Source organism: Bradyrhizobium sp. McL0616 (assembly GCF_049993385.1).
Classification (GTDB): Bacteria; Pseudomonadota; Alphaproteobacteria; order Rhizobiales; family Xanthobacteraceae; genus Bradyrhizobium.
This window is the reverse complement of sequence record NZ_CP188255.1, coordinates 2,192,121-2,209,135: the sequence shown is the minus strand read 5'-3', so window position 1 is coordinate 2,209,135 and position 17,015 is coordinate 2,192,121. Positions and strand designations below refer to the sequence as shown.

Below are 17,015 nucleotides of genomic sequence, written 5' to 3'. Positions count from 1 at the left end.
GCCGCCATGAAAGATATCTTCGCTCTGAAGCTCTACACGCGGGTCGCGCGCCTCGGCAGTTTTTCGGCCGCCGCGCGGGAGTGCAACCTCTCGCAATCCCAGGCCTCCCGCATCGTCGCCGACCTAGAGGATTCGCTGGGCGCCCGCCTCCTCTCCCGCACGACGCGTGCGGTGGTGCCGACCGAGGCAGGCGCCGAGTTTTTGGCCCGGATGGAGCCGATCCTCGACGCCCTCGATGAAGCCGAGCAGAGCGTGCGCGAAGGCGGCGAGCTGCGCGGCACCTTGCGCCTCGGCCTGCCCTCCAGCATGGCGATTCGCGAGGTCATCCCGCGCCTGACGCCGTTCGCCGCGCGCTATCCCAAGCTGAACATCCAAATTCTGCTCGACGATAAGCGCCAGGACCTGGTGCGCGAAGCCGTCGATGTCGCGATCCGCATCGGCCGTCTCACCGATTCCAGCGCGACCGCCAGGCTGATCGCAAGGGTCAACCGCGTGGTCGTCGCCGCGCCCTCCTATCTCAAGGACGCCGGCACGCCCGCCTCACCTGCGGATCTGTCGCAGCACCGTATCATTGGCGGTCCGGCGACGGCCGTCCCCAATGCATGGGTGTTTGAGCGCGACGGCAAGACAGAGACTCTCGAACTGTCGACGCATCTCACCACCAACGACAATGAGGCGACCGTCGCCGCGGCCGCCGCCGGCATGGGCATCACCTCGACACAGCAATGGGCCTGCCGCCGCGAATTGCGCGATGGCTCGCTGGTCCGGCTGCTGCCCGAGTGGAAGACCCGCGACATTCCCGTGCACGCCTATTTCCCGGCCGGCCGTGCCACCCGCGCCGCCGCCCGCGCTTTGACCGATTTCCTCGCCGCCGAGTTTCGCAGCCAAGAAGAAACCGACGCCAAGGCGAGCTGACGGGCGGAAGCCACCCCACCGGCATCGCTTATGCGGGCTGTACATAAATCCTAGCGGAAACGGATGGCTACAGGCCGGGTCTGGCGCCGGATACCCATTCTCCATCGACGACGGGCTTCGACCCGCCCCCGACAGGAGAACAGAGATGAACGACCTTCTCGCCTTCGCCGTTGAAGCCCATGGCGGCCTCGCCCGCTGGAACGCCTTTTCCAGGCTGCGCGCCGAGCTTTCGGTCGACGGTGCCATCTGGCACCTCAAGCAGCAGCCAGACCTGCTCAAGAACAAGGTGTTCGAGATCGACACCCATGCCGAGCGGCTGTCGATCACGCCATTCGCAACGCCCCGGCACCGCAGCGTGTTCGTGCCGGACCGCCTGACGCTGGAGACGCTCGACGGCAATGTCTGCGAGATGCGCAACGATCCCGACGCCTCCTTCGAAGGTCATGTCCGCGAGACACCGTGGGACAAATTCCACGTCGCCTATTTCGCCAGCGAAGCGCTCTGGACCTACCTGACCTCGCCGTTTCTCTACACCTATCCCGGGTTCGTCAGCGAAGAGATCGAGCCGTGGCAGGAAAACGGGGAAACCTGGCGCCGCCTCAAGGTGACCTTCCCCGACTACATCAAGAGCCACTCGCGCACGCAAGTCACGCATTTCGGCCCCGACGGGCTGATGCGCCGCCACGACTACACCGTCGATATCCTCGGCGGCGCGACCGGAGCCAACTACACCAGCGACTATCGCAGCTTTCAGGGCATCAAGATGCCGACGAAGCGCCGCATCTACGCTTATGACGATGCGATGCGGAAGGTGCCCGACCCGCTGCTGGTCTCCCTCGATTTCGGCAAGCTCAGCTTCAGCTGAGCGCGCCTTCTCTCGCCCCACCCAACATCCTCAATCAAACTGCAAAACCCAAAGGACTCGTAACATGTCTAAGCTCATCAACACGCTGTTCGCCGCCACCACGGCTTTGACGACCGCGCTTGGCGTCACGGCCGTACATGCAGCGCCGGCCGGCGCGACCAGGAACATCGTGCTCGTGCATGGCGCCTTCGTCGACGGCTCCGGCTGGAAGGCAATCGCCGAGATCCTGCGCAAGCGCGGCTACAATGTCAGCATCGTGCAGCCGCCGGAAACCTCGTTCGAGGACGACGTCGCCGCAACCAATCGCGTGCTGGATCAGCTTGACGGCCCCGCCGTGCTCGTCGGCCACAGCTATGGCGGTGCGATCATCACGCAGGCCGGCAACCATGCGCAGGTGAAGAACCTGGTTTACGTCGCCGCGCTGCAGCCTGACGCCGGCGAGAGTGCCGGTCAGTTGCTCGCGAGCAAGCCGGCCGCGACCAACTATATCGTACCGTCCAAGGACGGCTTCCTGACGATCCAGCGCGAACATTTTCAGGATGCTTTTGCAGCCGACCTTCCCAAGGCCGAAGCCGACTTCATCGGCGACTCCCAGGTGGCGACCTCAGGAAAGGCCCTGTCAACGCCGATCACCGCACCGGCGTGGAAGACCAAGCCGAGCTTCGCGATCGTTGCGACGCAGGACCGCGCCATCAATCCCGATCTCGAACGCTCGATGTATGCGCGCTCAAAGGCAGTGACGACGGAAATCGTCGCAAGCCACGCCGTCTACATCTCCCAGCCGCAGGCCGTGGCGAAGGTGATCGAGCAGGCCGCTGCCGCCGTCGCGTCTCACTAAGCAACACTTCTCTTTCCCATCACTCACCTCGCACAGCGACCGGCGGGCGCCGGATGACGGCGCTCGCCGCCACGAACCCAACCAACAGGAGTTGACCATGTCCAAGCTCTACCAACCCGTCCAGATCGGTGCGATCCATCTCGACCACCGCATCGTGCAGGCACCACTCACGCGCCTGCGTTCGGACCAACCTGGCGACGTTCCGAGCGCCATGATGGTGAAGTACTATGCGCAACGCGCCTCGAAGGGCGGTTTGCAAATCGCCGAAGCGACCCCGGTGTCCGTTCAAGGCCGCGGCTATCTCGGCGCACCCGGCATCTACAGTGACGCGCAGGCCGAAGGCTGGCGCAAGGTCGTCGATGCCGTGCATGCCAAGGGCGGCGTGATCTTTCTCCAGCTCTGGCATGTCGGCCGGCAGAGCCACGTCTCGCTGACCGGCGGCGGCGCGCCGCTCGCACCGTCGGCAATCCCTGTGCAGGATCTTGTCTACACCAAGGACGGCTGGATCAAGACGTCACCGAACCGTGCGCTTGAGATTGCGGAGATCAAGGAGATCGTCGAGCAATTTCGTCAGGGCGCGATCCGCGCCAAGGCGGCCGGTTTCGACGGTGTCGAGATCCACGGCGCCAACGGCTATCTGATCGACCAATTTCTCCAGGACGGCTCGAACAAGCGCACCGATCGTTATGGCGGCTCAATCGAGAACCGCACGCGCTTCCTGCTGGAAGTGACCGAGGCCGTCACCTCGGTCTGGGGCGGCGATCGAGTCGGCGTGCGACTCGGCCCGAGCGGCACGTTCGGCTCGATGTCCGACAGCAATCCGGATGCGCTGTTCGGCCACGCCGCCGCAGAGCTCAACCGCTTCGGTCTGGCTTATCTCCACCTGATCGAACCGCGCATCGACGGCTCGAAGCTTCGCGCCGATGGCCTGCCCCCGGTCGCCGCGCATCAGCTTCGCCGCGTCTTCAAGGGACCGATCATCGCCGCCGGCGGTTTCGAGCGTGACAGCGCCGAAGTCATCGTCGATGGCGGCGATGCCGACCTAGTCGCCTTCGGCCGGCACTTTGCCGCCAACCCTGATCTGGTCGAGCGCCTGCGCCGCGACCTGCCGCTCAACCCGCACGATCGGGACACTTTCTACGGCGGCAACGAGCGGGGCTACACCGACTATCCCCGCTACAACGAACTCGCTGATGTCGCGTAAGTGATGAGGAGACCCGGGCTACGGCCCGGGTCTCGCCCCGCGCCCTATCAAAGCTCTGCTCCGTTACTGCTTGCTCTTGAGCCTGCTGCGATGTGCGGCCTGCTTGGCGCGGTTGCCGCAGACCGCCATGACGCACCAGCGCCGCGCGCGCCTGCGGGTGTGGTCGGCGAACAGCATCGTGCAGTGATGGCCCTCGCACGCCTTCACGTCCGAAAAGTCCTCCTCGCAGACGAATCTTGCCAGCGCTTCACCGACCGGCACAAGCAGGGATTCGGGCGACCGCCAGCGTCGCATCCTTTGCAGCGCAAGGCCGTCACTGCCGTCGTGACGCGGCGTGATCTGCCGAAACGCCTCATCGCGTTCCAGGAGGCTGTTGAGCGGACCGAGCTCATGCAGCACCTTCGCCGTGAGCGGCCGGCCCGCATGTTTGCGAACGAAGCCTCGAAACCACTCGCGCAAGGCGCGCGCCTGGTCCGCGACCTTGTCCAGCTCGCCCGGCAAGGCGCTCGCTCTCATCGCGTCGAGTTCGTCGGATGGAACGAGCTTCGCCTGGGCAAGCCAATCGATCAGGCCATCACCATCATCGATCCAGTCGAGTGGCGTATCGACCGGCGTCGCCACCGAGTTGAGGAAATCGAGGCCGAGCGAGTCGGCGATGAACATGGCGGGCGGGTGGTCCATGAGCGGTCCTCGGCCGGTCTGAAAGAAGCCAGCTCTAAGTAACCTGTAAACTAGCTATTGACAAGTTACTCCCTAGGAACGTAACCTCAAAAATAGCATTTAACAGGTTACGTCCGAAATCGAGACAGTCATGACCCCGACCACGTACCGCACGGCAGACGTTGACGGCTTCAGGGTGTTCTATCGCGAGGCCGGCACTCCCGGTGCGCCAAAGCTTCTGCTGCTGCACGGCTTCCCGAGCGCAGGCCACATGTTCCGCGACCTCATCCCGCTGCTCGCGGATAAGTTTCACATCGTGGCACCCGACCTTCCCGGCTTCGGTCAGTCCGACATGCCCTCCCGCGAAACCTTCCGCTACACCTTCGACAACATCGCGCACGTGATCGAGCGCTTCATCGAGGTGATCGGCTTCGACCGTTTTGCAGTCTACGTCTTCGACTACGGCGCGCCGACCGGCCTCCGGCTCGCGCTCAGCCATCCCGAGCGGATCACCGCGATCATCTCGCAGAACGGCAACGCCTATGAGGAGGGCCTCAGCGACGACTGGACTCCGGTCAAGGCCTATTGGCAGGATCCGTCGCTGGCCAACCGCGAGGTGTTGCGCTCCATGCAGACGCCGGAGGCGACGCGCTGGCAGTACACGCACGGCGTTCCCGACGTGACACTGGTGTCACCGGACGGCCAGAACCTCGACAACTATTATCTCGCGCGCCCCGGCTCCGACGAGGTGCAGCTCGATCTGATCGGCGACTACAAGAGCAACGTCGCGCTCTATCCGTCATTCCAGAACTACTTCCGCACGCACAAGCCGCCGTTCCTGGCAGTCTGGGGCAAGAACGATCCGTTCTTCATTCCGCCCGGCGCCGAGGCGTTCAAGCGCGACAATCCCAATGCGGTGGTACAGTTCTTCGACACCGGCCATTTCGCGCTGGAAACGCATGCGCGGGAGATCGCGGATGCCATTCGCGCCTTCCTGACCTAACGGGAGCCGGGCTCGGCGGCGTTACGCCGCCAGCCTCTGCTGATCGCGGAACGCGCTGATCGCCATGTGCACGAGATGCAGCTTGCCTTTCACCGCCGGCGATATGTCGAAGGGATAGGCGTCCCTCATCCCAAGCGACCGGTTGAGCTCGTTGAGGCCCCGGGAGAGCGGCGTCCACAACGCCAGCAGCGCCTCGAAGTCGCTCTCGAGATAGGGATCCGACAAGGTTTGCCGGGCGCGCTCATCAAGCGCCAGCGGCAAGCCTGCCAGCGAGTCGAGTGTCGACAGGATGTGGAGAAAATGCGCAAATGTCTCCGCCCAATCCTCCCAGGGATGCGACGTTGCGTATTCGCTGATGAAGCCGCTCGGGTCGTATGAACGATCGGTTCGTTGATAATAGCCGCTGATCGCCGCCTGATAGTCCTGCGCCTCGTCGCCGAAGATCAGCTGGAACGGCGCCTGGAATGTCGTGCGGTTGACCAGCAAGTCCCAGTAGAAGTGGCCGATCTCATGCCGGAAATGTCCGAGCAGGGTACGGTACGGCTCCCGGAACGCCACGCGACGGGCTTCGCGCGCGACATCGTCGGCTTCCGCGAGATTAAGCGTGATCACGCCCGAGAGATGCCCCGTCAGGATCGGACTGATCTCGTCGGAGAGAATGTCGAATGCTACGTGTTCACCGCTGCGGGATGCCAGAGGAAGTCCCAGCCGACCGAGATCGTAGAGCAGACGGCGCTTGGCTTCCTCCACGCGCCGCCAGAGCATGACGTTCGTGGTGCTGCCAAGGTGTGGAATGGTGCGCGTGAGGCGGCAAGAGCCGCAATACCAATCCGCACCCTCGACACACCAGTTACAACCGATGATCTCGCGGTTGCGGCAGGCCTGATTGGACGCAAGTTTCCCCATGTTGATGCACGAGGGATCGAACACCAACGAAGTGCCGCAATTCGCGCACGCGACGTGCTCGAACGAAAGAGGCTGTCGGCACGACGGACACTGAAATTCTTTCACGTGCTATGGTCCAAACAGACGTCTCGCCGAAAGACAGGCTATCACTTCGCGGAACCTTTGCGACTGTCGCTCTTGCCGGCGAGCAGCGCGCGCTGCATTCGGAGCGCATGCTGTCTCAGCACAACGGCCCGCGTCGCGTTCAAACGGCTCGACCGCGGCTGCGACTTTTTCGCGGGCGCACTTTCGGCAATCGGTTGAGCCGCCCATACCCGTTCGGGCTGCACGACCATTGGGCCGACGTCTCGTCTCTTTGCCATGGTTTAACAACACCGGACTGTGCGCCGGGTTCCTTTGAACGCGACCGAGGAACCTTTGCCTCAACCGCTTGTTGCCACGGCGATTGATTAGCTGAGGAGACCAGAATGAAGAAATTTGCTTTGGCATGTGCTCTCGCGGTTGCCGCCGCTACCTCCGCCCATGCAGCAACGACCACGATGAAATCGGGACCGTCGGAAAGCTGGACGGTGACCAACTACTACAAGCAGGCTGTCTACGATCCCAAGGAAAGCAAGATCGGCGACATCGACGACGTGCTCGTCGACAAGTCCGGCAAGATCACCGGCCTCGTTCTCGGCGTCGGCGGCTTCCTCGGCGTCGGCGAAAAGGACGTCATCATTCCCTTCACCGCGGTCAAGACCGCCAAGAAGAACGACAAATGGTGGCTGACGGTGGACGAGACCAAGGACACGCTCAAGGACGCACCGGGCTTCAAATACGACAAGGCCAGCACGACCTGGGTGCCCGAGAAGAAATAAGTCGTCGTTTCGATCGATGTTTTGGAAGGGCATGCCGCTCGCGCGGCGTGCCCTTTTTCATGTGTAACTGGCAATCGCCGCTGCTACCGGTCCGGGCACTCTTGCCAGCGACAATCTCCGCTCCTGCCATGGGATCCCAGCCGTTCCCGTTGACAAAGTCGCGTCGTCGAACCGGTACAGATCCAGCCAAAAACCCTGCGCCGGTGACCGTCTTATGAGCCAGCTCACACGTGCCGCAAATATCTTTTGCTACCTTAGGAATGCATGCTGAACGTTAAACTGCTGAAGATTCACAGCGGGGGCGGATCAACATGATGAGGAGACGACGCCATGAAATACGCCACTGGAACGTATGCAATGTCGGCTTCGCGAACACTGAAGGGTCTCACTCGGGCCACGGCTGCGGCAGCCGCCGCCGTCACGATCAGTGTCGGCTCGATCGGTCTCTCGGTGACGGGATTGGTCGGCGGCGCCGGCCTCTCGGTCGCCATCACCACGCCGGCGCATGCACGCTGCCTGATCGGAAGCGTGCGGCGCGACGACATTTCCGACGACGATTGCGTGGAGGCGCAACGAACGGGTTGCGTGCGACACATGCTGACGTCGGAGCAATACACGAACTGTCTCGCGGCAAACAGGAACAAGCGCGCCAGTTGCATCCTCAACGGCACGGTCCGCGATGACCTGAGCGCTGCGGATTGCGAAGAGGCGCGGGCGACAGGTTGCGTGCGCAGCCTGCTCACGGCCCCCCAATACAAGTCCTGTCTCGACGCTCAGCCGGTGCGGCGCTAACGCCATTTCGAGACAAGCAAAACAAAGCCGCCGTCGACTTGCGCGCCGACGGCGGTATGACGAAGTCAGCCGTCCCGGCGAGAGGGCTCAGTTCCGCCCCGGTGCCGTTGCTGCAGCGGAGCGCGCTGCCCGTGGCGCGCCGGGCTCTGCAACCGGTCCCGCCGGCGCGCGCGAGCGCGCGATCGCGGCGTCGATCTCGGCGATGACGCGGCGCTGGATGGCCTCGTTCTTGTCGATCGAGATGTGGCCGACGCCGGTGCCGCGCACGTCGACATTATCGAGCTTGCCGCGCAGGCCAGTCGCGGCCCGCACCGGCTCACCGGGACCGTCGCCGATATAGATGTTGATGTAGCGTTCAGCACCGGTCGACAGCTTGGTCTTGAACACGGAGTCGAGCCCAATCGCGAGCTTCACGGGAACGCCGAGCTGATTGAGTTTGGCGATCATGTCGGGCAGCGCGGTCGCGCCCGAAGAGTGCCCGACCAGCACGATGGTCTTGACCCGGCCGGCCTTGTAGTTTGCTGCGGCCTCATTGGCGAGCGAGGACCAGGAGACGAAGTTCGCAACTGTCACCGGAATGCCCTGCGCTTCGAGCCGCGCACCAATGGTATCGAGTCCGAGCGAGAAGATGTTGAGCACGCCGCGGAGCAGATAGACATGCGTCGTCGCAGCCGCCTGGCTCGGCGCCGCCTTGGCAGTGGTCGGGCTCATGGCAACAGCTGATAGCAGGAGCAGGCAGGTCGCCCACATGCGGAGAGTGGTCAACTGGCTGGCGCCGGCTGTGTGACGGCCGTTCGGTCTCATCGATCTTTTCCTTGGGGACACTTCGCAATTGGCCGGAATCGTAGCCACGGCCTGCTCGCAGACGCAACCAAGAGCCGCGTGAGCGACCATCTTAGCCGCAGCCCGTGACCATCGCGCAACACTAGCTCGAAACCTGCCCCAGAATGGCCTGTTTTGAGACCATTTTTCTCCGGCCAATTGCGGCCGGGCAAGTGCATTCCTATTTCAGGGCTCTGCTGACCTGCCTCCCCGGCGGGTTCCAGCCCCCCTCCCCAGCCCGCCGGCCATCATGTCCTCCATCATCTCCGTCGCCAATTTGTCGAAGACCTATGGGTCCGGCTTCAAGGCGCTCAAAAACATCAATCTCGACATCAAGCGCGGCGAGATCTTCGCGCTGCTTGGCCCCAACGGCGCCGGCAAGACCACGCTGATCTCCATCGTCTGCGGCATCGCCAATCCGAGCGAGGGCAAGGTCCTCGTCGGCGGCGAGGACATCCAGACCTCCTACCGCAAGGCGCGTTCGCTGATCGGGCTGGTGCCGCAGGAGCTGCATACCGACGCCTTCGAGAGCGTCTGGGCGACCGTAAGCTTTTCCCGCGGCCTGTTCGGCAAGCCGAAAAACCCGGCCCATATCGAGAAGGTGCTGAAGGACCTCTCGCTCTGGGACAAGAAGGACAGCAAGATCATCACGCTCTCCGGCGGCATGAAGCGCCGCGTGATGATCGCGAAAGCGCTGTCGCACGAGCCGCAGATCCTGTTCCTGGACGAGCCGACCGCCGGCGTCGACGTCGAGCTGCGCAAGGGCATGTGGGAAGTCGTTCGCACCCTCCAGCAGTCCGGCGTCACCATCATCCTGACCACGCACTACATCGAGGAAGCCGAGGAGATGGCCGACCGCATCGGCGTCATCAACAAGGGCGAGATCGTGCTGGTCGAGGACAAGGCGACCTTGATGCAGAAGCTCGGCAAGAAGCGGCTGACGCTGCATTTGCAAGGCAAGCTCAGCGCGCTGCCGGAGAGCCTCGCACATTACGAGCTCGACCTCTGCGACAGCGGCGCGACGCTGATCTACGACTACGACACCAAGGGCGAGCGCACCGGCATCACCAGCCTGCTCAGCGATCTCCGCAACGCCGGCATCCGCTTCAACGATCTCGACACGACGCAATCGTCGCTCGAGGACATCTTCGTCGACCTCGTGAGGACGTCATGAACTATCGCGCTGTCCGCGCCATCTATCTGTTTGAAATGGCGCGCACCTGGCGCACCGTGCTGCAAAGCATCGTCTCGCCGGTGGTCTCGACCTCGCTCTATTTCGTGGTGTTTGGCGCTGCGATCGGCTCGCGCATCAGCCAGGTCGAGGGCGTCAGCTACGGCACCTTCATCGTGCCGGGCCTGATCATGCTCTCGGTACTGACCCAGAGCATCGCCAACGCTTCCTTTGGCATCTACTTCCCGAAATTCACCGGCACGATCTACGAGATTCTCTCCGCGCCGATTTCCTATGTCGAGATCGTGCTCGGCTATGTCGGCGCCGCCGCGACCAAGTCGATCATCCTCGGCATGATCATCCTCGCCACGGCCGGATTGTTCGTGCCGCTGCACATCCATCATCCGGTCTGGATGCTGGTCTTCCTGGTGCTGACGGCGGTGACGTTCAGCCTGTTCGGCTTCGTCATCGGCATCTGGGCCGACGGGTTCGAAAAGCTCCAGATGATCCCGATGCTGGTGGTGACGCCGCTGACCTTCCTCGGCGGCAGTTTCTATTCCATCAACATGCTGCCGCCCACCTGGCGCACGGTGGCGCTGCTCAACCCGGTCGTCTATCTGATCTCGGGCTTCCGCTGGAGCTTCTACGAGATCGCCGATGTCAGCGTATTCGTCAGCATCGGCATGACGCTGGCGTTCCTGGCGATCTGCCTCGCCGTGATCTGGTGGATTTTCCGGACGGGGTATCGGTTGAAGAGCTGACGGTCATTCCGGGGCACGCGAAGCGCGAGCCAAGATGCGCAATTGCGCATCTGAGAATCCACTCATCCACCAACTCTGCCAGCCGATGGATTTTGGGGTCGGCCTTTGGCCGCCCCAGAACGACGGTAGTGAATCTACCGATAGCAGTGGAAGCGGTTGTACCCGTCGTAGTACCCGCGGCAACGGCGGTGACCGTGATAGGGAATGCCCAGGATACCGTCTACGGCACCGACAGCGCCGCCGACACCGGCACCGACGACACCTCCGACCGCGCCGCCCACGGGGCCGGCAATGCGGTTGCCTTCATATGAACCTTCCTGGGCGCCGCGGACGATGCCCTGGGCGTGGCTGGCTTGCGGCAAGCAAGCCAGGGCGAGAAGGAGGGCAGCGCCCGCAAACAGCAGGCGGACGGTTAAACCCGCCGGCGATTGCGCGGCGGCGACACGGGCTTTGTTCATCTTTGGTCCTAAGGGGTAAAAGCGGCGAAAGCCGCCTGTCGGGGTAGGCCATGTTCAACGCCTGGAGCGGCCAAATGGTTGCGCCTTTGTGACGAATTGTCGGCGTTGTGAACGCTCGTGCGCTCGCGAAAATGTCAGCACCGCCGCGGTCGGCGCGGCACAAAGCGGCCTTGCTTACGCCCGGCATCACGTTAACGATGGGTGGGCAGGCCGCTGGAACGAAAGCCGGATTGCAGGCATAGTGCACACCGGGGGACGGAGAGCCGCGGCGCTTGCGTGAACAGGCCGGAGGCCAGACGTCAGATGCGTTCCTTTTTCATTGCTTTCACCTCCTTGATGCTTTTGAGCGCGGGCACCGCGCAGGCCAAGGTCGACATTACCGTCGACAAAGACAATCAGCAGATGACCGTCGTGGTCGACGGCGTCACGCGCTACCACTGGCCGGTGTCGACCGGCATCCCCTCGCGCGAGACGCCGAACGGCGCCTTCCGTGCCTTCCGGATGGAAGAGGATCATTACTCCAAGGAATTCGACGACGCGCCGATGCCGCACTCGATCTTTTTCACCAAGGTCGGGCACGCCATCCACGGTACCGACTCGGTCGGCCGTCTCGGCTCGCCGGCCTCGCATGGCTGCGTGCGGCTATCGCGCCAGAACGCCACGACACTTTATGCGCTGGTCCAGGAGCAGGGCGTGCTCAACACCTCGGTGACGCTGACCGGCTCGGCGCAGGTGGCACTGGCGCGCAATCCACGCGGCCGCTCCACCAACGCAGTGGCCCGCGCCCCGCAGCCGGCCGATGAGCAGCAGTACGCCACCTCAGGCGATCCCGTGAATTTGACGCCGCCGGCGCAGCCCGCCCGCCGCTACATGCCGCAGGATGACAACTACATCTATCCGGCCGACGGCAGCGACACCGGCGCCCGCTATCCGGCCCCGCGCCCGACCAGCCGCGCCTTTGGCGCGCAGGTCTACCAGCAGCAGCCGCCGTCTTACGGCCAGGTCAACGGCCAGCAGGGCTATTACTATCAGCAGCAGCAACAGCCCCGGCAGTATTATCAGCCGCGCGGCTATTACTACCAGAACTGACGCGATTATTTGAGCATGATCCTTTCGGAAAATCGCTCCGCACTTTTCCGGATCATGCCTATTTGAACGCGGCGTCGCCGCGTTCGACGATCTTTCGCGCAGCATCGACGAAAGCGCGCGCGACCGGCTCGAGGATCTCGGGTCCGGTCGCGCCGAGATCATCTGCCGGCGTGTGGAACGTTTGATGGCGGCCGGCCATGCCGAGAAAATTGGCGTAGCCCGCCGCATGCACGTCGCGCAGCTCGCCGACGGCCTGCTTCTCCGTCACCAGACGTTTTGCCGCGACCGCAACGAAGGCTTCGTCCGTCAGCGCGACGGCCGATTTGCTCAGCACGAGATAGCGCTCCTCCTCGGGCCGGTTGGTGCGGGCACCTTCCGCAAAGCCGTAGCAGGCGTTCGACGAGCCGAAATGAATCCAGGCCAGCGTGTCCTTCGGCGCAGGCGCGCCGTCCTTCAGAAACAACTCCATGCCGCCATGGCCGATCTCATGGCCGGCGGTCGCGATGAAGATAAAATGGGCCTGCCATTTCTCGGCGGCGACTGTGCGGGCGAGTGCAAGAAAATTAGCAATGCCGGGGCCGCGTTCGCAGACGCAAGTGTACCAGCCGGTCATCGGCGTGGAAACGACGATGGTCGGCCCGCGGCCGATGCCGGTCTCGGCGACGACATTGCGCCCTGACACGTTGCGCTCGTAATGGCCGGCGACGTCAAACGTCACCGGCGTGCCTGATGTCAGCGCACGCTCGAATGTCGCCCGCGCCTTGGCGCCGACCACCATCACCGGCACCGGCCAGGGCGCGTCCTCCTGCGTGACATTGTAGGCGAAGCGATCGTCGGCGGGATTGCCGATCGTCAGCAGGATGGCGGCGGGCTTCTTCGCCGCGGCCTCGGCGATCGCCGCGCGATGGGCGGGACCGAGATAGGCGCCGCGATCGAATGGCAGGTCGATCCAGAGAATCTTGCCGCTGACGTCGCCGTCGCGCGCGAGCGGGGCGGCAAGATGAAAGCTGGCTTTGTTTTCCGGCGGCCACCAGAACGGCGTCGCCTCGACAGTCGTGCCAGCGGCTTCCGCGCTGGCCCGCTCGACGACATATTGCCGGCCGAGCACGACGGGCTGGAATTTGATCGCATAGCCGGCAGCCGATAGCTCGCCGGCGATCCAGTCGGCGGTCGCGTGATCGCCGGGCGAGCCGAAGCGGTGCAGACCGAAGGAGGCGTAGCGCGCCACATCTTCATAGAGGCTTGCGCCCGACAGTACATCCTTGGCTGCAGCAGACCCGGCCATGAGAGCCACCATCGTTGCGAGGAAGATGAGCCGCATGTGAATCGCTCCCGGTCCCTTTTGATGACCAGTTTCGCCCTTCAGCGGCCGTCGTCAACCGCCCTCGCCCACCAGCACGAACGGCGCCCAGACCGCGGGATCGGCGTTGCGCGGCGACGAGCTATCCGCGATCAGGGCCTTCATCGACCGGCGCAACGCCTCGGCGCGGCCGATGCCGGGGTGCGCCGTGAGCTCGGAGAAGGCAACGGTGGTCAGGCGCACCGCCGCATCGGAATCGACCGGCCAATGCGACACCAGCAGCGCGCGCGCGCCGGCATAGAAGAACGCACGTGCAAGACCCGACAGCCCTTCAGCACCCGGCCTGTCCCCTGCGGCCGTGTTGCAGGCCGACAGCACCGCCCAGTCTGCATCGAGCTTGAGCTTGGCGATGCGGCTCGCGGTGAGGAGGCCGTCGTCATCGCTGGTCGGCCGGTCCGGCAGGGTCAGAACCAACGCGGGTTCGCTGAGGCCGTTGACCTCGCCGGCGACGAGGCCGTGGGTCGCAAAATCGACGACGCGATACTGATCAAGCGGCAGCTGGTTGACGCTGGTCACGGTCGCGGCCGCACCGAGCTTGACGTCGTCCTGTGGCGAAGCGCCGAGCGCACGCGCCACAGCCTGGAGCTCGCCCGCGGTCTCCGGCAGCGCCGGCAGACCGGTGCGCAGACGTTCGAGATCGACGGCGGAGCCGTCGTAGTAGTTCTGGTAGGGCTGCACGTTGCGTCCTGGGCGCTTATCGCCGGACGACCGCTGCAACACCGGATCGCCAAAGCCGATGAAGGGCTTCTGGGCGCGCGAATCCTTGGCAAAGCTGCGCAGCGCGCGCAGGCTCGGCACTGACGGCAGCACCGTGATGGCGCGCTCATTGAGCAGCCACGCCACCTTCCGGTAGCGATCGGCGGACGCAGCATCGGGCTTCTTCGTCACCAGCACATGAAACGGCAGGCTGGTCAGCGCAGCGGCCGGGACAATCAGCAGTTTCGGCTTGCCGGCAATATCGGCTCCGATTGGGTTGAACAACCCATTGTAAAGTTCCAAGGACGCATCGAGGTCGAACGACGACCGGCCAGCCTCCGGATCAGTGAGCCCTTGCCGCAGATGCGCGACGCGGTCGCTGATCTCGCGGCTGCCGAGCGCGATCTGGCGGAGCGCACTCGCCTCTCGCGTCACCGCGAAAGCATAACTCTTGTCGCCGAGCACGATGAACGCGACGAGAGCTTCGTCGGGTTTCAACAAGCCCTGCGTTTGCGCAATCGAAAGCGGCTGCGGACTCGACAATTCGGCATAGGCCGGAAAGCTGCGGTCGAGCTGCGCCGAGACATCGTCGAGCGATTTTTGCGTTTGCGCCGTTTGCGCGCGCAAGCTTGCAATCAGCGTGTCTTTGCGCTTTCCATCCGCCTGCCCGAGCTCCGAGGTCACGCGCTTGTCGAGTGTCTCGAGGCTTGCCTTCAGGTCCTGCTGCCGCCGCACCAGTCCCGCGATCGCATCGTTGCCGGCTCCGAAGCGGGCCGCCATCTGCGACAGTGCTGCGCCGGCGCTGGTCTCATGCGCGCGCTGCGCAGCGCCAAAGGCCTCATCCTTTGCCGCACTATCTGGCTGACCGTCGGAGACGCGCCAGATCGCATCGATCAGCCAGGGATCAATCTCAGGAAAACGGATGAACTGCACATTCTGCTGCGCATTGAGCGCGGTGGCGGCGAGCTGCAGCCGCGCCAGCGCATCCTGCCATTTGCCTTCACGGCGATCGACATCGGCGAGGTTGATCAGCGCGGCGATGGTGTCATGATGGCGCGGACCGAGCCTGTCCCGTGCGATCGGGAGCGCCCGGTCGAGCCGGCTGCGGGCATCCGCCAAATTGCCGGTCTTGAGATCCAACAAAGCCAAACTCCGCAGATCTTTGATGAGTTGCGGATGCTTGCCGCCAAGCATGCGCTCGTCGATGTCGAGGCAGCGCACCAGATAGGGCCGAGCTTCGTCCGTCCGGCCGGCATCCGCGAGAGCCTGTCCGAGCGATCCCGCCGCCAGCGCGGTCGGGCCACTGCCCTCGCCGAATTTGCGCTCCATCACGGCCAACGACCTTCGGTAAAGATCGAGCGCCGGTGCGGCGCGTCCCATCTCTGCGTAACTATTCGCGAGATTGTTGAGGGCCCGCCCGACGTCGGGGCTCTCGGGGCCAAAAGCCTTCTCGTAGATGGCGAGCACGCGCTCCTGAAGGCCTGCTGCCGCTTCGTTCCTGCCCTGAGCTGAGTAGACATTGGCGAGATTGTTCAGCCCAATCGCCGTCGTTGCATGGTTCGGACCGAAGATCCGCTCATAGGTCTGAAGTGCCTGCTGGTAGAGCTTTTCGGCCTCGGCATAGCGTCCCTCATGCTCGAGAACGGTCGCAAGATTGCCGATGGTGCCCGCGACATTCAAATGAGCTTCGCCGTTCCGCGCCCGCGTGATCGCGAGCGAGCGGCGCAGTGTCGCCTCGGCATCAGCCAGTCGCCCGGCGTCCAGATACAGGTTGCCGAGATCGTTGAGCATCTTGTCGTAGTCGGCGCGGCCTCAGCGTCGTTGCCAAAGCTGCGGTCGAATAGGTCAAGCGCCCGCTTCAACATGCGTTCGCCGTCGTCGAAGCGCCCAAGCAGGCCGTAGACATCCCCGAGATTATCCATTGCGGACGCGACATCGGACGGTGACGAATTGGCGGCTTGCAGGCCGGCCAGCGCCCGCTCGAAATAGCTGACGGCCTCCGTCAAATTCTCCTTGTCACGCGCGAGCCCGCCGAGCGCCGACAGCGTGTCGGAGAGGCGGACGTCGTTAGCCCCGAACGCGCCGGTGCCGAGTGCCAGCGCACGCTCGGCGACCGTGGTCGCTTCCGCCCGGCGCTCGAGCATGCCAAGCGATGCGACCAGGATATTCGAGGTACGCAACGTGGAGGCGACGTCATTGTTGCGCAGCTTGATGACGAGCGCCGCATTGAGCCTGTCGATAGCCTCGGGGAAGCGGCCGAGATTGTGCAGGAACATGCCTTCGTTATGCAGCACGCCGGCATAGTTCATGTTGTCGGCGCCCTGCCGGCGCCGCACCAGGTTTTCAAGCTTTTGGGCCGCCGTCAGCCCATCAGCCCAGCGTCCGGACTGCGTCGCCGCATTCATCTGCGCGAGCAGCGAATCAAAATCGTTGCCGCGCTGGGAGGAGGCCGGCTCCGATACGATGAGGGCCAGAAGAAAAAGGGTGGCGAACAAGCGGGCGCGGTTCATGCGAAAATCCCGTCACGCGCGTCAAACTGCAATTTTGGGAGGATAGAGGCGGCCGCTTGCCCTGTCGACCGCGGGAAATCGCGCCATCCTGTGCACGAAATGGGC

Annotated in this window: 17 protein-coding genes; 10 read left to right on the top strand and 7 right to left on the bottom strand. The window is 63.9% G+C overall.

Going from position 1 to position 17,015, the window contains the following annotated elements:
• Nucleotides 1-6: 6 nt before the first annotated feature.
• The 4 genes from ACPPVR_RS10675 to ACPPVR_RS10660 all read left to right on the top strand — a co-directional run bounded on the left by ACPPVR_RS10675 (nt 7) and on the right by ACPPVR_RS10660 (nt 3,822).
• On the top strand, nt 7-915 hold the full coding sequence (locus ACPPVR_RS10675) for a LysR substrate-binding domain-containing protein (protein WP_426614188.1): 909 nt from the start codon (nt 7-9) through the stop codon (nt 913-915).
• A gap of 145 nt (nt 916-1,060) precedes the next feature.
• The gene (locus ACPPVR_RS10670; protein ID WP_426614187.1) at nt 1,061-1,780 is read left to right on the top strand and encodes a hypothetical protein; all 720 of its coding nucleotides are present in this window, start codon (nt 1,061-1,063) and stop codon (nt 1,778-1,780) included.
• 64 nt (nt 1,781-1,844) lie between these two features.
• Complete coding sequence (locus ACPPVR_RS10665; RefSeq protein WP_426614186.1) at nt 1,845-2,618, top strand: alpha/beta fold hydrolase; 774 nt, start codon at nt 1,845-1,847, stop codon at nt 2,616-2,618.
• 97 nt (nt 2,619-2,715) lie between these two features.
• Nucleotides 2,716-3,822 carry an alkene reductase gene (locus ACPPVR_RS10660; RefSeq protein WP_426614185.1) on the top strand — a complete coding sequence of 369 codons (1,107 nt, stop codon included), beginning with the start codon at nt 2,716-2,718 and terminating at the stop codon, nt 3,820-3,822.
• A gap of 63 nt (nt 3,823-3,885) precedes the next feature.
• Here the strand turns inward: ACPPVR_RS10660 and ACPPVR_RS10655 are convergent, their stop codons facing one another.
• A complete protein-coding gene (locus ACPPVR_RS10655; RefSeq protein WP_426614184.1) occupies nt 3,886-4,503 on the bottom strand; it encodes a CGNR zinc finger domain-containing protein in 618 nt (205 codons plus the stop codon).
• Nucleotides 4,504-4,633: 130 nt separating this feature from the next.
• Here ACPPVR_RS10655 and ACPPVR_RS10650 point away from each other — a divergent pair, with 130 nt between their 5' ends.
• Complete coding sequence (locus ACPPVR_RS10650; RefSeq protein WP_426614183.1) at nt 4,634-5,485, top strand: alpha/beta fold hydrolase; 852 nt, start codon at nt 4,634-4,636, stop codon at nt 5,483-5,485.
• A gap of 21 nt (nt 5,486-5,506) precedes the next feature.
• On the opposite strand, the gene ACPPVR_RS10645 is transcribed toward ACPPVR_RS10650, so the two are convergent.
• The gene (locus ACPPVR_RS10645) at nt 5,507-6,496 is read right to left on the bottom strand and encodes a zinc-binding metallopeptidase family protein (protein ID WP_426614182.1); all 990 of its coding nucleotides are present in this window, start codon (nt 6,494-6,496) and stop codon (nt 5,507-5,509) included.
• Nucleotides 6,497-6,858: 362 nt separating this feature from the next.
• On the opposite strand from ACPPVR_RS10645, the gene ACPPVR_RS10640 reads away from it, so the two are divergent.
• Together ACPPVR_RS10640 and ACPPVR_RS10635 are read left to right on the top strand one after the other, a co-directional pair.
• Nucleotides 6,859-7,251, top strand: coding sequence for a PRC-barrel domain-containing protein (locus ACPPVR_RS10640; RefSeq protein WP_426614181.1), 393 nt, complete (start codon nt 6,859-6,861; stop codon nt 7,249-7,251).
• Nucleotides 7,252-7,581: 330 nt separating this feature from the next.
• Complete coding sequence (locus ACPPVR_RS10635) at nt 7,582-8,043, top strand: hypothetical protein (RefSeq protein ID WP_426614180.1); 462 nt, start codon at nt 7,582-7,584, stop codon at nt 8,041-8,043.
• Between the two features lie 87 nt (nt 8,044-8,130).
• Here ACPPVR_RS10635 and ACPPVR_RS10630 read toward each other — a convergent pair whose 3' ends face one another.
• The gene (locus ACPPVR_RS10630; protein ID WP_426614179.1) at nt 8,131-8,847 is read right to left on the bottom strand and encodes a hypothetical protein; all 717 of its coding nucleotides are present in this window, start codon (nt 8,845-8,847) and stop codon (nt 8,131-8,133) included.
• A 268-nt stretch (nt 8,848-9,115) separates the two neighbouring features.
• On the opposite strand from ACPPVR_RS10630, the gene ACPPVR_RS10625 reads away from it, so the two are divergent.
• Both ACPPVR_RS10625 and ACPPVR_RS10620 read left to right on the top strand, forming a co-directional pair.
• On the top strand, nt 9,116-10,039 hold the full coding sequence (locus tag ACPPVR_RS10625; protein WP_426614178.1) for an ABC transporter ATP-binding protein: 924 nt from the start codon (nt 9,116-9,118) through the stop codon (nt 10,037-10,039).
• On the top strand, nt 10,036-10,797 hold the full coding sequence (locus ACPPVR_RS10620) for an ABC transporter permease (protein ID WP_426614177.1): 762 nt from the start codon (nt 10,036-10,038) through the stop codon (nt 10,795-10,797). The genes ACPPVR_RS10625 and ACPPVR_RS10620 overlap by 4 nt, the downstream gene beginning before the upstream one ends.
• Nucleotides 10,798-10,931: 134 nt before the next feature.
• On the opposite strand, the gene ACPPVR_RS10615 is transcribed toward ACPPVR_RS10620, so the two are convergent.
• The gene (locus ACPPVR_RS10615; RefSeq protein ID WP_426614176.1) at nt 10,932-11,255 is read right to left on the bottom strand and encodes a hypothetical protein; all 324 of its coding nucleotides are present in this window, start codon (nt 11,253-11,255) and stop codon (nt 10,932-10,934) included.
• 303 nt (nt 11,256-11,558) lie between these two features.
• Here ACPPVR_RS10615 and ACPPVR_RS10610 point away from each other — a divergent pair, with 303 nt between their 5' ends.
• The gene (locus ACPPVR_RS10610) at nt 11,559-12,344 is read left to right on the top strand and encodes a L,D-transpeptidase (protein WP_426614175.1); all 786 of its coding nucleotides are present in this window, start codon (nt 11,559-11,561) and stop codon (nt 12,342-12,344) included.
• Nucleotides 12,345-12,402: 58 nt separating this feature from the next.
• Here the strand turns inward: ACPPVR_RS10610 and ACPPVR_RS10605 are convergent, their stop codons facing one another.
• Genes ACPPVR_RS10605 through ACPPVR_RS10595 form a run of 3 tightly spaced genes read right to left on the bottom strand, consistent with a single transcriptional unit; the run spans nt 12,403 to nt 16,910 of the window.
• On the bottom strand, nt 12,403-13,665 hold the full coding sequence (locus ACPPVR_RS10605) for a hypothetical protein (RefSeq protein ID WP_426614174.1): 1,263 nt from the start codon (nt 13,663-13,665) through the stop codon (nt 12,403-12,405).
• A gap of 54 nt (nt 13,666-13,719) precedes the next feature.
• Nucleotides 13,720-16,191 carry a CHAT domain-containing tetratricopeptide repeat protein gene (locus ACPPVR_RS10600; protein ID WP_426614173.1) on the bottom strand — a complete coding sequence of 824 codons (2,472 nt, stop codon included), beginning with the start codon at nt 16,189-16,191 and terminating at the stop codon, nt 13,720-13,722.
• Nucleotides 16,077-16,910, bottom strand: coding sequence for a tetratricopeptide repeat protein (locus tag ACPPVR_RS10595; RefSeq protein WP_426614172.1), 834 nt, complete (start codon nt 16,908-16,910; stop codon nt 16,077-16,079). The genes ACPPVR_RS10600 and ACPPVR_RS10595 overlap by 115 nt, the downstream gene beginning before the upstream one ends.
• Between the last annotated feature and the right edge of the window lie 105 nt (nt 16,911-17,015).